At 66.0% G+C, this 14053-nt stretch carries 13 protein-coding genes; 7 read left to right on the plus strand and 6 right to left on the minus strand.

Features of this window, described 5'->3' with window-relative positions; translation table 11 throughout:
• The first annotated feature begins 10 nt into the window (after positions 1-10).
• The 4 genes from SB751_RS23815 to SB751_RS23830 are packed head-to-tail and all read left to right on the plus strand — an operon-like array spanning position 11 to position 4165.
• Positions 11-1906 carry a DUF802 domain-containing protein gene (locus tag SB751_RS23815; protein WP_410748632.1) on the plus strand — a complete coding sequence of 632 codons (1896 nt, stop codon included), beginning with the start codon at positions 11-13 and terminating at the stop codon, positions 1904-1906.
• Complete coding sequence (locus tag SB751_RS23820; RefSeq protein ID WP_144200444.1) at positions 1903-2550, plus strand: OmpA family protein; 648 nt, start codon at positions 1903-1905, stop codon at positions 2548-2550. Before SB751_RS23815 ends, SB751_RS23820 begins: the two co-directional genes overlap by 4 nt.
• Positions 2543-3202, plus strand: coding sequence for a DUF2894 domain-containing protein (locus SB751_RS23825; RefSeq protein WP_144200446.1), 660 nt, complete (start codon positions 2543-2545; stop codon positions 3200-3202). The genes SB751_RS23820 and SB751_RS23825 overlap by 8 nt, the downstream gene beginning before the upstream one ends.
• A 60-nt stretch (positions 3203-3262) precedes the next feature.
• Entirely contained in the window at positions 3263-4165 is a 903-nt protein-coding gene (locus tag SB751_RS23830) for an endo alpha-1,4 polygalactosaminidase (RefSeq protein ID WP_211942896.1), read from the plus strand.
• A gap of 45 nt (positions 4166-4210) precedes the next feature.
• Here SB751_RS23830 and SB751_RS23835 read toward each other — a convergent pair whose 3' ends face one another.
• From SB751_RS23835 to SB751_RS23855, 5 genes are all read right to left on the minus strand, one after another.
• Positions 4211-4714, minus strand: a complete 504-nt coding sequence (locus SB751_RS23835; protein WP_211942914.1) for a M48 family metallopeptidase — start codon at positions 4712-4714, stop codon at positions 4211-4213.
• A gap of 49 nt (positions 4715-4763) precedes the next feature.
• Positions 4764-4985, minus strand: coding sequence for a hypothetical protein (locus SB751_RS23840; RefSeq protein ID WP_092299156.1), 222 nt, complete (start codon positions 4983-4985; stop codon positions 4764-4766).
• A 74-nt stretch (positions 4986-5059) separates the two neighbouring features.
• Positions 5060-5362 (minus strand): hypothetical protein, encoded by a 303-nt coding sequence (locus SB751_RS23845; protein ID WP_244844571.1) that lies wholly within the window; start codon positions 5360-5362, stop codon positions 5060-5062.
• Positions 5363-5568: 206 nt separating this feature from the next.
• Positions 5569-6060: a hypothetical protein gene (locus SB751_RS23850; protein ID WP_313818826.1), complete on the minus strand. Its 492-nt coding sequence runs from the start codon at positions 6058-6060 to the stop codon at positions 5569-5571.
• Positions 6061-6115: 55 nt separating this feature from the next.
• Positions 6116-6913, minus strand: a complete 798-nt coding sequence (locus SB751_RS23855; protein WP_211942895.1) for a hypothetical protein — start codon at positions 6911-6913, stop codon at positions 6116-6118.
• Between the two features lie 169 nt (positions 6914-7082).
• On the opposite strand from SB751_RS23855, the gene ettA reads away from it, so the two are divergent.
• On the plus strand, positions 7083-8750 hold the full coding sequence (ettA, locus tag SB751_RS23860; RefSeq protein ID WP_211942894.1) for an energy-dependent translational throttle protein EttA: 1668 nt from the start codon (positions 7083-7085) through the stop codon (positions 8748-8750).
• Between the two features lie 45 nt (positions 8751-8795).
• Here the strand turns inward: ettA and SB751_RS23865 are convergent, their stop codons facing one another.
• Complete coding sequence (locus SB751_RS23865; RefSeq protein WP_144200571.1) at positions 8796-9929, minus strand: metallophosphoesterase; 1134 nt, start codon at positions 9927-9929, stop codon at positions 8796-8798.
• 288 nt (positions 9930-10217) lie between these two features.
• Here SB751_RS23865 and SB751_RS23870 point away from each other — a divergent pair, with 288 nt between their 5' ends.
• The gene (locus tag SB751_RS23870; RefSeq protein WP_186296928.1) at positions 10218-12662 is read left to right on the plus strand and encodes a carbohydrate-binding family V/XII; all 2445 of its coding nucleotides are present in this window, start codon (positions 10218-10220) and stop codon (positions 12660-12662) included.
• Between the two features lie 168 nt (positions 12663-12830).
• Positions 12831-14045: an efflux RND transporter periplasmic adaptor subunit gene (locus SB751_RS23875; RefSeq protein WP_144200458.1), complete on the plus strand. Its 1215-nt coding sequence runs from the start codon at positions 12831-12833 to the stop codon at positions 14043-14045.
• Positions 14046-14053 lie beyond the last annotated feature (8 nt).

Here is a 14053-nt window from a genome sequence, read left to right on the forward strand (position 1 = left end):
CCGCATAGACATGAACAGAATTCTTCCTCATATCGTCGCCTTCATGGCGGGTCTCGCCGTCGTTTGCTGGATCGGTGCCGGCTACGCGGGCGCGAACGCGCTCGCCCTTGGCGTAACGCTCGTGATCGGTGCCTTCTACGTGACCGGCGCGTTCGAACTTCAGCGCTATCGACAGGCGACGGCCTCGCTGGCGCATGCGGTGTCGAAATTGTCCGAGAGCCCGGCAAGTCTCGGCCACTGGCTGGACACGCTCCCCGCCGGTCTGCGCGATGCCGTCCGGCTGCGCGTCGAGGGCGAGCGCGTGACGCTGCCCGCACCGACGCTGACGCCATATCTCGTCGGATTGCTAGTCCTGCTCGGCATGTTCGGCACCTTCCTCGGCATGGTGGCCACGCTGCGCGGCACTGGCATGGCCCTGGAAGGCGCGACGGACTTGCAAGCCATGCGCGCCTCGCTGGCGGCGCCGGTGAAGGGGCTGGGTTTCGCGTTCGGCACCTCGGTGGCGGGCGTTGCCACGTCGGCGATGCTCGGCCTGATCGCCGCGCTGTGCCGGCGCGAGCGCATTGAAGCGGTGCGGCAGCTCGACACCCGGATCGCCACCACGCTGCGCCCGTTCTCGCGCAGCCATCAGCGCGATGAAATGTTCCGGCTTGTGCAACGTCAGGCCGAGGTCATGCCGACGCTGGTCGACCGTCTGCAAGACATGATGGCCACGATGGAGCGCCAGAGCCGGACCCTGGCCGAGCGCCTTGCCACGAGCCAGGAGGCGTTTCACGGTTCGACCGAGGCGTCATACACGCGGCTGGCATCTTCTGTCGAAGAAAGCTTGAAAACCAGCATAGCCGATAGCGCGCGCGTGGTCAGCGCGGTGGTCGAGCCCGCCGTCAGGGAGACGATGGCCGGTCTCGCGCATGAGATGTCGGCCTTGCGGGACACCGTCTCCGGGGCGGTGCGGCAACAACTCGAGGGCATTTCGACAGAATTTGCGACAACCACCGCCAATGTCGCCGATATCTGGCAACAGGCGTTGGGCGAACATCGGCACGCAAGTGAAACCCTGACCCGCGACCTGCGCCAATCGCTCGATACTTTCGGTGAAGCCCTGGTCCGCGAAAATCAGCAAGCACTGGCTCGAACTTCGTCTAGTTTCGCCGCGCAATCGACTTCGCTGGCGGCGGCGGTAACCCAGTCGCACGCCGATCTTCAGGTCCAGTTGCAGGCCCGCGACGAACAGCGTCTGACCGCGTGGACGGATGCGCTCGGCGCCATGGCCGCCGCGATTGCCACACAGACGCAGGCGCAGGCCAGTGAGACGATTGCGGAAGTGTCTCGCCTCGTCGAGGCGACGACAGCGGCCCCCAAGGCGGCGGCCGCCATCATCGAGGAGTTGCGGGAGAAGCTGTCCGAAGGACTCGTACGCGACAACGCAATGCTCGCCGAACGCGGCCGCCTGCTGGCATCGCTCGAAACCCTGCTTGATGCCGTGAACCATGCCTCCACCGACCAGCGCGTTGCGGTTGACGGGCTCGTGACGACCACGGCCGAGTTGCTCGAGCGCGTTGGCGCCCGGTTCGCCGAGTCGGTCGAGTCCGAAACCGAACGCATGGCGACGATTGCCGCGCAGGTGTCGTGCAGCGCTGTCGAGACCGCCAGCCTTGGCGAGTCGTTTGGCGCCGCCGTGCAGGTGTTCAGCGATGCCAACGGGCAACTGGTCGCGCACCTGCAACGCATCGAGGCTGCGCTCGACAAGTCGATGGCGCGCAGCGACGAGCAGCTCGCCTACTACGTGGCGCAGGCGCGGGAGGTTGTCGATCTCAGCATGCTCTCGCAGAAGCAGATTCTCGAAGACCTGCAACGGCTGGCAGCACCGGGCGCGGCCAACGGACCGGGCGCGGAGGCCGCATGAGCGAGGACCTCGACGCCGGCGTGGAGTCAACCGCGCCGGTCTGGGCCGTCTTTGGCGACCTGATGTCCGTGCTGCTGGGCGGCTTCGTGCTGATCCTGCTTGGGGTGATCGGCTTCCAGATGGAGCTGTCGGCCCGGCTCGAAGCCGAGGTCAAGCAGCGGCAGGAGGAGATGCAGCGGCGCGAGACGCTCGAGAAGGCGCTCGCCGGGCCGCTTTCGGCGGGCCGCGTGACGCTCGTGAACGGGCGCATCGGCATTAGCGGGAACGTGCTGTTCGCGGTGAATTCGGACCAGTTGCAGCCAGAAGGGCGCGAGTTGCTGAAGGGCCTTGCCGCGCCGCTGGGGGCCTACCTGCATGCGCGTGACGAGATCCTGATGGTGAGCGGCTATACCGATGACACCCAGGTGCGCGACAGCAATCGCCGCTTTGCCGACAATTGGGAGTTGTCTGCCCAGCGCGCACTGACCGTGACGCGTGGGCTGATCGAGGCGGGCATTCCCGCCGCGATGGTGTTCTCGGCCGCGTTTGGCGCCGAGCAGCCGGTGGTGCCGAATGCCGACGCCGCGAGCCGCGCCAGGAACCGCCGCGTGGAGATCGCGCCGATTCCGAGAGTGTCCACGGGGGCGGCAAAGTCTCATGGCTGATTTGGACCCGCGCCAGGACCCGCGCGCTCGTCTCGCCGCCTGGCGCGAGAGCGGCGCCGACCGGATCGACCCGGTGCGCTTTCGGCTGCTGGAAGCGCTGGCGCGGCGCTCGTCGAACCAGCATGGCGAAGCGCGCGAACTGCTCGATGCGCGGCTGGCACACCTCGTGGCCGCGTATGGCGACGCGCTCACGCACGCTGCCCCGCGCGCCGACCGGCCAGCCAAGCCAGATGCCAGCCCGCTCGGCGGGCTTGTGGCATACATCGCGGCGCGCTCCTCGGCCAGTGCGCTGCCACCTGTCGCTGGTGCGCAACGCGGTCCCGAGCCGGCGCCGGCCCTGATCGACTATTTCCGCGACAGCTGGGCGCGCGTCAGCGCGGACCGCCAGTTGCGCGAGGCACTGGACAGCGTGCCGGCGAACGCCGGGCCGCTCAATACGAATCATCTTGTACATGGCGCACTTGCGCTGATGCGGGACGTGTCGCCGGGCTATTTCCAGCGTTTCCTGTCCTATGTCGATGGTCTGGCGTGGCTGGAACAGATGAACCCCGGTGCTGTGACTCCGGCCGAGCCAACAGCCCGCCGCGCCGCCAGCGCCCCAAAACGGCCGCGCGTCAAGCGCCGTGCCGCCGAAGCCGACCCCCTTGCCTGATCGCCTATGCTTGCACGCATAATGTGTCGCATACATTTGGGATAACAACAGGAAGGGTCAATGATGCAAAACAATCAGAGCATGGGCGGCCTCGCGCGCCTGGCGCGCCTTGCCGCGGCGGTGGCCGTCGCAACGCTTGCCGCCTGCGGCGGCGGGGGGGATGACGACGGCGGTTCGGTCGTCCGCGTCTCGGAGGTTGCCGCCACGACGAGCAAGTCCACCGCCAGCGTACTCCCCACCACGCGCTGGATGCCAGCCGTCACGGACACGTGGCAACTCCAGCTCCAGGGCAGGCTCAACACGTCGTACAACGCCGTCGTGTTCGATTTCGACCTGTTCGACACCCCGCAGTCCACCATCGACACGCTGAAGTCCCAAGGCAAGCGCGTGGTCTGCTACTTCTCCGCCGGTAGCAGCGAGAACTGGCGTTCAGATTATTCTCAATTCACGGCCGCTGACCAGGGCAATCCGCTCGATGGCTGGGCCGGCGAGCGCTGGCTCGACACCCGTTCCGCCAACGTCCGCAGGATCATGACGGCGCGGATGGACCTGGCGAAGTCGAAGGGGTGCGATGGCATCGACCCGGATAACGTCGACGGCTACACCAACAACCCGGGTCTGCCGCTGACGGCCGCGACGCAGCTCGACTACAACCGCTTTCTGGCCACCGAGGCCCACGCGCGCGGGCTGGCCATCGGACTCAAGAACGATATCGACCAGGTCTCCCAGCTTGCTGGCGATTTCGATTTCGCGGTCAACGAGCAGTGCTTTCAGTACAACGAATGCGGGGTCTACGCGGCGTTCACCACGCAGGGCAAGGCCGTGTTCAATGTGGAATATGCGACGAAATGGAAGGACGCCACGCGGCGCGCCACGCTCTGCGCGAAGGCCCAGGCGCTGAACCTGCGCACGCTGGTGTTGCCGCTGAAGCTGAACGATAACTTCCGCTACACCTGCGACTAGGCTGTTGCAATTGGGGGGGGCCGGTGGAGGCCGGCGGGGCGTGCCTCAGTCTGGCGTCTTGCCGGTCTTCTCCAGCTCGCGCCAGGCCAGGAACAGGCGCGTATCGAATTCGAGCTGGTGATAGCGTGGCTCCATGTGCTCGCAGAGACGATAGAACGCCTTGTTGTGGTCGCTCTCTTTCAGGTGGGCCAGTTCGTGGACGACGATCATGCGGAGAAAGTCCGCTGGCGCCTCCTTGAACAGCGACGCCACGCGGATTTCCTTCTTGGCCTTGAGCTTGCCGCCCTGCACGCGCGAGATGGCGGTGTGCAGGCCGAGCGCGTGCTGCGCGGTGTCGAGGCGCGCGTCGTAGCCCACCTTGTGCAGCGGCGGCGCGCTGCGCAGGTATTCCTGCTTGATGTCCGACGTGTAGTCGTACAGCGCGCGATCCGTCTGGACCGTGTGCGGCGCCGGATAGCGCCGCGCAAGGTGATCCCCCAGCCCGCCCGCCGCGATCAACGCGCGCACCTGGTCGAGCACCCCGGGCGGATAACCACCCAGGAAGCGCATCGGATCCTTCACGCCGGGGCGGCAGCCTTCGCTCACAGACCCTTCCTATTTAGTGGTGATGATGGTGGTGGTGCATCCAGCTGTTATCCACCGAGTTCACGAACGACTCGACGGCGTCCTTGTCCCCGGTGGCATGGCGCATCATCTCGCCGCACTTGCAGAAACCCTGGTACGGCAGGATGTGCGAGCAGGCCGACGTCTTCTGCAGATACAACGTGACGGGTTTGGTGCACTTCTTGCACTTGAACTTCAGGGTAAGGGCAGCTTTCATGGCAATTCGGACCGATTGTCGGAGGACTCGCGAGATTCGCGGGATAAAGGCGACATTGTAACGATGCCCGCGAATCAGCGTGGATCGCTGGTTTTCGACGGGGCAATCCGGAACGGCTCGATTTCGTACTGCTCGCCATGCTTGCGACAGTCGTCGGCGATGGAGATCCACCAGTCCACCGTGACGATATACGTGCTGCCGTTGATGTCGTTCTCGGTGGCAACGGTGTCGCGGCCGAGTTTGAGATTTCGGCGGGCCATCGTCAGGGCTTTCAAGCGGGTGTCGGCGTAGAGGCTGGGGTCCCAGAGCATCATCAGCCGTTCTTCTTCCCAGACCACCCAGGCCAGTTCGTTGCCGCTGGGGAATTTATAGCCCACGACACAAAAGCGATTCCGCTCTCGGTTTGCTCTCTCTATCGCGAGGAGGTACTTGATTGTCGCCCTTGGGTCTAGGTAGCCCGGATCAGCGGAGACTCTGAACCGCCCGGAGGCATTGCCGGCAACAGCATCAGGTAGATCATGATTCGCTTGTGTACTGCTCCACCCTAGAAGTGCGCATAGCAGGAAGCCCCAAGGCGCTATCTTCATTGACGCGGCTCCGTGATCGCGAACGGCTCGATTTCGTACTGCTCGCCATGCTTGCGGCAGTCATCGGCGATAGAGATCCACCAGTCGACTGTGACGAGATAGGTGCTGCCGTTGATGTCGTTCTCGGTGGCTACGGTGTCGCGGCCGAGCATTAGGCTGTGGCGCGCCATTGCCAAGCCGGCCAGCCGCATGTCCGCGTCAGAGCTTCCTCGCCAGAGCAGGAGGGTTCGCTCCTCCTCCCACAAGGTCCAGACCACCAAATATCCTTGCGGCATCCTGTAGCCAACAGTGCAAAATCGATTGCGCTGTTGGTTCTTGCCGCTACTGGCGACCAGATAGCGAATGGCTTTAGCGGGATCCCTGTAATAGGGGTTCGTCGAAGCTCTTGTGCGTCCCGTTGCGGTTTCCGAAACGGCGTCCGGTAGCTTGTCTTTGGCCATGGCATTTATCGAGCAGAAGGCCAAGAGAGCCAGGATTGTCTTTCTCATGGAAGTCGCCCTATTTTTTGGCATTCAACTGCGCAAGAAACGACTTGGTCAATGTTTAGAACTGCTGGCCTCCAAGTTGTTGAAATGGCTCGAAATTGGGCCCCGGTGGCTTTGACGGAAGCGTTCGCCATGCGTACATCTCGCCGGCAGATGGGTCGTTTCCAAAATGCTTTCCACTGGCGACCGCTATCGCATTTTCCACGTAGGTTCGGAAGGCCGCGTTTTTTGCGTGCGTACCGTCGTTCGCAATGTTCATGGTTTTGTTCAGCAGAAGCGCCGGACGGTCCGCAATGATCGGGTAGCTTTCGAAACCCTCTACCTGATTGGGTGCCTTGATAAGATCGGTCAAGCTGGTGGCACCGCGCGCTGCAAAATGTGTTGCCCCGAGGCGTAGCCGATTACGCATGACATGCACCATCCATTGCATGCACTTGAGCGCCTCATCCAGACTGCTGAATTTGTCGCTATCGGGGTTCGCGTTCTCCACCACCAACATCCGCGCCAGAATCCCCGCCTCGGTCCCCGCATCCGGTAGTTCCAGCCTTGGCAACACCTCCACCGTCAGCCTCGGCGTATTCGCATCCCGCTGGGTGGTGCCATATATATAGGCATCGACATGCACCACCCGCCGGCTCACGATGCCGGTTTCGCTGACTTCGATCTTCAGTTGTTGCTCGATATCCCGGTCATTGACCTTGAGCGGGAGGATTCTCAAGGTGGAGTCGCTGCTCCGGAAGGCGAGATGCCTGCGGTTCGGGCCCAGGCCCGAGACCCTGAAAGGGAGTTGGTTTCCAGCGATGAGCGTGATTTGCGCGCCCATTGCCGCGCCGCTGCGGCGCAAAAGTTTTGCCATGTCGGGTCCGATCCAGTGGTGAACCCGCCTGATTCTCCGAACCGCTCCTTGCCTCTGCAATGAGACGAGTCTGAAATTGGGCGCCATTTTTGCCGCGCTCGCGGCACGCCGGCCCCGCCCATCCGCCTGCTACACTCCCGCCATTCCTAGTCACACACCGCACACCTCCATGGCACAGTACGTTTTCACCATGAATCGCGTGGGCAAGATCGTTCCGCCCAAGCGTCACATTCTCAAGGACATTTCGCTGTCCTTCTTCCCCGGCGCCAAGATTGGCGTGCTGGGCCTGAACGGCTCGGGCAAGTCCACGGTGCTGAAGATCATGGCTGGCCTGGACAAGGAGATCGAGGGCGAGGCCACGCCGATGCCGAACCTGAACATCGGCTACCTGCCGCAGGAACCGCAGCTCGACCCCGAGCAGACCGTGCGCGAGTCCGTGGAAGAGGCGCTCGGCGGCGTGTTCGAGGCGCGCAAGAAGCTCGACGAGATCTACGCGGCTTATGCCGAGCCGGACGCCGATTTCGACGCCCTGGCCGCCGATCAGGCGAAATACGAAGCCATCCTGGCCGCCAGCGACGGCAACAACGTCGACCTCCAGCTCGATATCGCCGCCGATGCGCTGCGCCTGCCGCCGTGGGAAGCCAAGGTCGGCCATCTGTCCGGTGGCGAGAAGCGCCGCGTGGCGCTGTGCCGCCTGCTGCTGTCGCGCCCGGACATGCTGCTGCTCGACGAACCGACCAACCACCTGGACGCCGAGTCCGTGGACTGGCTCGAACAGTTCCTCACGCGCTTCCCGGGCACCGTGGTGGCCGTGACCCACGATCGCTACTTCCTCGACAACGCCGCCGAATGGATCCTGGAGCTGGATCGCGGACACGGCATTCCGTGGAAGGGCAACTACAGCTCGTGGCTGGACCAGAAGGAGCAGCGCCTGAAGCAGGAGGAGTCGACCGAGTCGGCGCGCCAGAAGGCACTGAACAAGGAACTGGAGTGGGTGCGCCAGAACCCCAAGGGCCGGCAGGCCAAGTCGAAGGCGCGTCTGGCACGATTCGACGAACTGAACAGCCAGGAATACCAGAAGCGCAACGAAACCCAGGAGATCTTCATCCCCGTGGGCGAGCGTCTCGGCAACGAGGTCATCGAGTTCGAGAACGTGAGCAAGGGCTATGGCGACCGCCTGCTGATCGACAACCTGAGCTTCAAGGTGCCGCCGGGCGCGATCGTCGGCATCATCGGGCCGAACGGCGCCGGCAAGTCCACCTTCTTCCGCATGCTGACCGGCAAGGAGCAGCCGGACAGCGGCGAGATCAAGATCGGGCCGACCGTGAAGATGGCGTTCGTCGACCAGAGCCGCGATGCGCTGGATCCGAACAAGACCGTGTTCGAGGAGATCTCGGGCGGTTCGGACGTGCTGACCGTGGGCCGCTACGAGACCCCGTCGCGCGCCTACATCGGCCGCTTCAACTTCAAGGGCGGCGACCAGCAGAAGCACGTGGGCACGCTCTCCGGTGGCGAGCGCGGCCGGCTGCACATGGCCAAGACGTTGATTGCCGGCGGCAACGTGCTGCTGCTCGATGAACCGTCGAACGACCTCGACGTGGAAACGCTGCGCGCGCTGGAAGATGCGCTGCTGGAATTCGCGGGCTGCGTGATGGTGATTTCGCACGATCGCTGGTTCCTGGACCGTATCGCCACGCACATCCTGGCGTTCGAGGGCGATTCCCACGTGGAATTCTTCCCAGGCAACTACCAGGAATACGAGGCGGACAAGAAGCGCCGCCTCGGCGAGGAAGGCGCCAAGCCGAAGCGCATCCGCTACAAGCCGATCGCGCGTTGATCGTGGCAGCCCCTCTCCCGCCCGGGGGAGGGGCCTGCGCAGGCATTACCCCCGCACCAGCCTCACCTTCGTGATTTCCGAAGGCGCCCCGAAGCGTTTCGGCGGCCCCCAGTAGCCCGTTCCGCGGCTCACATAGACCCACAGGTTTTCATGCCGGTTCAGCCCATGCACATAGGGCTGCTGCATCGGCACGAACAGGTTCCACGGCCAGAACTGCCCGCCGTGGGTATGTCCGGACAATTGCAGCTCGAAGCCGGCCGCCGCCGCCGCCGGCGCGGTACGTGGCTGGTGGGCCAGCAGCACCCGCACCGCCGCGTGTGCCGGCGCGCCGGCCAGCGCCTGCGCCGGGTCGCTGCGATGGCTATCGATGAAATGGCCTGCCGAATAGTCGGTCACGCCGCCCAGCACCAGCGCTGCGCCGCCGCGCTCCACCACCACATGCTCGTTCATCAGCACGCGCAGGCCCAGCCGGCGCAGCTCGACGATCCACGCCTCGGCGCCCGAGTAGTACTCATGGTTGCCGGTCACGACGAAGGCCCCGTGTTTGGCCGATAGCCGGCCCAGCGGCGCGGTGTGATCGGCCAGCTCGCGCACCGTGCCGTCCACCAGGTCGCCGGTCACGGCCACCGCATCGGCCTGCAACTGGTTCACGCGGTCCACGATGCGGTCCAGGTAGGGCTTCTTGATCGTCGGGCCGACGTGGATATCGCTGATCTGGGCGATGGTGAAGCCGTGCAGCGCCTCGGGCAGGTTGGGAATCGGCACATCCACCTCGACCACCCGGGCCAGCCCGCGCGCATTGAAATAGCCGACCACGCTGACGAACAGCGCCAGTCCCAGCACGGCCACCGCGCTGTCGGGCAGCAGGGCGGGTGGATGCCAGCCCACGGCCAGCGTGCCCAGCAGGAACAGGTCGCGCGCCACGGTCAGGATCAGCAGCGTTGAGAAGAATCCCATCGCCAGCATGCCGAGCCAGGAAATCCGGTCCGCCCAGGGCGGGGTCAGGCGCCGCGCCAGCAGCGCGGTGGGCAGCAGCAGGGCCGAGATGACGAGCCACAGCGCGCCCAGGCAGGCCACGGCCATCGGCACGGGCAGGTCCGGCAACAGCCGCACGCCGATATAGCCATGCAGCAGCGCCGTGATGGAGGCGGCAAAGAGGATCGAACGGCGGGGCGGCAGGGCGCTCATCGGATGGCCTTAGGCATCGTAGTTATCCGAAGAAGGTGAGGCTGGCATAACGCGGCTTCAAGGGCCGGGGGCCAGATTCAGAGGATTCTCAAGCGAAGCAAGATGCACACCCGGCCCCCTGCCGGGCGGCGCGAACCGTACCCAGTGCTGCGGTGATCTGCGCCGTTTCATCGTACGAAGTGAATGTTTTCGAGAGGGATTGTTCCGCCTGGGCGCCTCCATTAGATTCCTCTCAGCAGCCCGGTTGTGCCGGATGCTGCGCAATTCGACGGAGTCGCCATGTCGTTCCGCTTCATGCGTGGGTTGTCCTGCCGGGCGATGGTCGCCCTGGCCTTGCTGGGCGCCGCCGCGCCAACCCTGGCTGCACAGCCGCCGGCGCGCTCGCCGCTCACCCCACTGACGTGGCCGCGCAACTTCGATACCGCCGGCGACCACATCGAGCTCTATCAGCCAGAGATCGAGAAATGGGATGGCACCCGCATGTCGGGCCGGGCCGCCGTGGCGGTGGGCCCGCGCGATGGCACGCCGACCTACGGCGTGGTGCATTTCTCGGCGACCGCCGATATCGACAAGCCCTCGGCGCTGGTCCAGCTCTCCCAGATCCAGATCGAAAGCGTGGAAGTCCCCACCCGCCCCGATGCGGCCGACACGGTGCGGCAGGCGGTCATCGCGCGGCTGCCGGCCAAGGGGCTGACGGTGCCGTTGGACCAGTTGCAGGCCAGCTACGCGGTGTCCCAGCAACTGGGTCGCGCGGTGCGCGTGCCGGTGAAGAACGATGTGCCGCAGATCCTGTTCGCCACCACGCCGACCTTGCTGGTGCATGTCGATGGCGAGCCCGCGTGGCGCGCCGTCGGTGGCACCTCGCTGGAACGGGCGATCAACAGCCGCGCCCTGCTGTTGCGCGAAGCCGGCGGGGAGCTCTGGCTCAACGCCGCCGGTTACTGGTACAAGTCCGAATCGGCGGGCGGTGCGTGGGCCGTGGTGCCGTCGCCACCGGCGGCACTCCTCGGCGCGGCCAGCAAGATCCGGGCAAACAAGGCCGAGCCGAAGCCTGATCCGATGTTGCCCGCCAGCGGCAAGCCGCCCGCGCAGGCGCCGGCCGTGCTGCTGGCCACGCAGCCGGCCGAACTGGTCGTCACCAGCGGCGAGCCGAAGATGACCCCGGTGGGCGGCACCAGCCTGCTCACGCTGTCCAACGCCGATCACGCGGTCTTCGTCGATCCGTCCACCAATCAGTATTACGTGCTGCTCTCGGGCCGCTGGTTCCGCGCGCCGATGCTGACCGGGCCGTGGACGCACGTCACCGGGAACCAGTTGCCGGCGGACTTCGCCAGGATCTCGCCGCAGGACCCCAAGGCCAACGTGCTGGTCTCCGTGCCGGGCACGCCGCAGGCGCGCGAGGCCGAGATCGCCGCCACGATTCCGCAGACCGCATCGGTCGCGCGGGCCAAGGCCACCGTGGCCGTGGTCTATGACGGCACGCCGAAGTTCGTGCCGATCACCGGCACATCGCTGCAATACGCGGTGAACACGGGCACGCCGGTCATCGAGGTGGATAGCAACCACTATTACGCCGTGTCCAACGGCGTCTGGTTCACGGCGAGCGTGCCGGGCGGACCGTGGCATGTGGCCACCGAGGTGCCGTCCGCCCTCTACACCATCCCGCCAAGTTCGCCGATCTACTACGTCACCTACGTGCGGATCTACTCGGTCACGCCTGAGACCGTGGTGGTCGGCTACACCCCCGGCTACATGGGCGTGGTGGTCAACCCCGACGGCACCGTGGTCTACGGCACCGGCTACGTCTACCCGCCCTACGTGGGCGCCTACTACTACGGCTACCCCGCTACCTACGGCTATGGCGCCGGGTTTGCCGTGGGCGTGACCGAAGGCTTCGCGTTCGGCTTCGCGGCTGGCGCCATCTGGGGCGCGGCGTCGCCGTACTGGGGCCCCTACTGGTGGGGCGGCGGCTACGGCTGGAACTACGTCAACGTGAACCAGGCGAATTTCTATGGCCGATGGGGCCAGGGCACGGTCACGCACGCGCAGGGCTGGAACGCGTGGACCGGCACCCAGTGGCGCGGCACGGCGGGCTCTGGCTACAACCCGGCCACGGGCGCGCGCTACCAGGGCAGCCGGGGCGCCGCGTTCAATCCTTATTCGGGCGACTACGCCGCCGGGCGGCAGGGCTCGTTCTCAAATCCGTCCACCGGGCGTGAGGGTGCCGGGCGCGGCGGCGTGGTCGGCAACGAATACACCGGCAACTACGCCGGCGGCCGGCAGGTGGCGGGCTACAACGCGCAGACCGGCCGGGCCGGCGCCGCCGAGTTCGGCGTGGCCGGCAACACCCAGACCGGCGACCGCACCGCCGCCAGCCGTGGCGTGGTGGTCAATCCGAACAAGAACAACGCCGTGGCGTGGAACAACGGCAATGTCTACGCCGGCCACGACGGCAACGTCTACCAGCGCACCGACGATGGCTGGCAGCAGCACACCCCCAACGGCTGGCAGCCGGTGCAGCCGGTGCAGCCAAACAGCGACGTGCAGAACCGGCTCGACCAGCAGCGCCAGGCGCGCGACGTGGGCCAGCAACGCTTCGGCAACTCCGCGCAACAGTGGCAGGGCCGTGGGGGCGGCTTCCAGGGCGGGGGCGGACGCTTCGGGGGCGGCGGATTCGGTGGCGGAGGCGGCGGAGGCGGTCGTTTCCACGGCTTCCGGCGCTGACCGCGCGCAGTCTCGAACCGGCCTGTCCGCAGCGTCTCGATCCAACGAATTTGTTAAAGGCGGCGACGAAAAGATTGAATGGTGACGCTGCCGACACCGCTTTAACCTGCCCACACGAACGTTGTGCGGCATGCCGCGCAGCGAGGCCCAACCGCAGCGGAGCGGCACATGAAACTGCTTTCCCCCCTCGTCCTGGCTGTTGCCGCGCTCGGCCTGGGTGCCTGCAAGAAATCCGAACCCCCGCCGGCCGCCCAGCAGGCCGTGCCGGTGCAGGTGGTCAAGACTGCCGCGCAGGACCTGCCGGTGACCTTCGACTTCGTCGGCCAGACCGAGAGCGACCAGGCCGTCGATATCCGCGCCCGCGTGGCCGGCTTCCTGATCAAGCGCAACTACACCGAAGGCGCGGTGGTCAAGGAAAACCAGTTGCTGTTCGAGATCGACCACAAGCCATTCCAGGTCCAGCTGGACGCCGCCCGGGCGCAGCTGGCCCAGCAGAAGGCCCGGTTCGAGGTGGCCCGCGCCAACCTCGCCCGCGTGAAGCCGCTGGCGGCGCGCAACGCGCTCTCGCAGAAGGACCTCGATGATGCCAACGGCAACTTCCACGAGGCCGCCGCCGGCGTGGAGCAGGCCCAGGCCGAGGTAAAGACCCAGGAACTGAACCTGTCCTATACCTACGTGCGCTCGCCCGTGGATGGCGTGTCCAGCTTCGCCGTGCTGCCGGTGGGGGCCTATGTCAGCACGTCCAACAGCCTGCTGACCACGGTCTCCACGCTCCAGCCGATGCGGATCAACTTCAGCATCTCCGAGCCCCAGACGCTTGAATTCCGCGCCCAGCGCGAGGCGAAGTCGCTGGTGGTGCCGCCTGACGAGCAATACACGGTGACCGTGGTCATGGCCGATGGCAGCGAGTATCCGCACAAGGGCCGCATCGCCTTCGCCGACGCCACCTACAACCAGCACACCGGCACCTACCTCGTGCGCGCGCTGATGCCGAACCCGGGCGGCCAGTTGCGGCCCGGCCAGTTCGTGCGCGTGCTGGTCAGCGGCGCGAGCCGGCCCGGCGCCATTGTGGTGCCGCAGCGCGCGGTCATGCACGGCCCCAAGGGCGATCTGGTCTACGTGGTGGACAAGGACAACAAGGCCCAGCCGCGCCCGGTGATGGTGGGCGAGCTGTCCGGCTCGATGTGGCGCATCGCCAAGGGCCTCCAGCCGAACGAGACCGTGGTGGTGGACGGCGCCGGCAAGCTGGCGGCCGGCGTGCCGGTGCGCGTGACCGGCGAGGCCCCGCCTGCGGCGGTCGGCGAGGGCAGCCGCCCGGCCACGGCCTCTGGCGGTGCCCCCGTCAGCGCCCCGGTCGCCCCGGCCGCCCCGGCCAAGACCTGAACCGGAGC

Source organism: Cupriavidus sp. SIMBA_020 (genome assembly GCF_046535395.1).
GTDB classification, from domain to species: domain Bacteria; phylum Pseudomonadota; class Gammaproteobacteria; order Burkholderiales; family Burkholderiaceae; genus Cupriavidus; species Cupriavidus campinensis.

What these genes read in the sequence shown, in the direction of transcription:
- SB751_RS23815 (WP_410748632.1), top strand. Translation starts at nt 11, where the DNA reads ATGAACAGAATTCTTCCTCATATCGTCGCCTTCATGGCGGGTCTCGCC.
- SB751_RS23820 (WP_144200444.1), top strand. Translation starts at nt 1,903, where the DNA reads ATGAGCGAGGACCTCGACGCCGGCGTGGAGTCAACCGCGCCGGTCTGG.
- SB751_RS23825 (WP_144200446.1), top strand. Translation starts at nt 2,543, where the DNA reads ATGGCTGATTTGGACCCGCGCCAGGACCCGCGCGCTCGTCTCGCCGCC.
- SB751_RS23830 (WP_211942896.1), top strand. Translation starts at nt 3,263, where the DNA reads ATGATGCAAAACAATCAGAGCATGGGCGGCCTCGCGCGCCTGGCGCGC.
- SB751_RS23835 (WP_211942914.1), bottom strand. Translation starts at nt 4,714, where the DNA reads ATGCGCTTCCTGGGTGGTTATCCGCCCGGGGTGCTCGACCAGGTGCGC.
- SB751_RS23840 (WP_092299156.1), bottom strand. Translation starts at nt 4,985, where the DNA reads ATGAAAGCTGCCCTTACCCTGAAGTTCAAGTGCAAGAAGTGCACCAAA.
- SB751_RS23850 (WP_313818826.1), bottom strand. Translation starts at nt 6,060, where the DNA reads ATGAGAAAGACAATCCTGGCTCTCTTGGCCTTCTGCTCGATAAATGCC.
- SB751_RS23855 (WP_211942895.1), bottom strand. Translation starts at nt 6,913, where the DNA reads ATGGCAAAACTTTTGCGCCGCAGCGGCGCGGCAATGGGCGCGCAAATC.
- ettA (WP_211942894.1), top strand. Translation starts at nt 7,083, where the DNA reads ATGGCACAGTACGTTTTCACCATGAATCGCGTGGGCAAGATCGTTCCG.
- SB751_RS23870 (WP_186296928.1), top strand. Translation starts at nt 10,218, where the DNA reads ATGTCGTTCCGCTTCATGCGTGGGTTGTCCTGCCGGGCGATGGTCGCC.
- SB751_RS23875 (WP_144200458.1), top strand. Translation starts at nt 12,831, where the DNA reads ATGAAACTGCTTTCCCCCCTCGTCCTGGCTGTTGCCGCGCTCGGCCTG.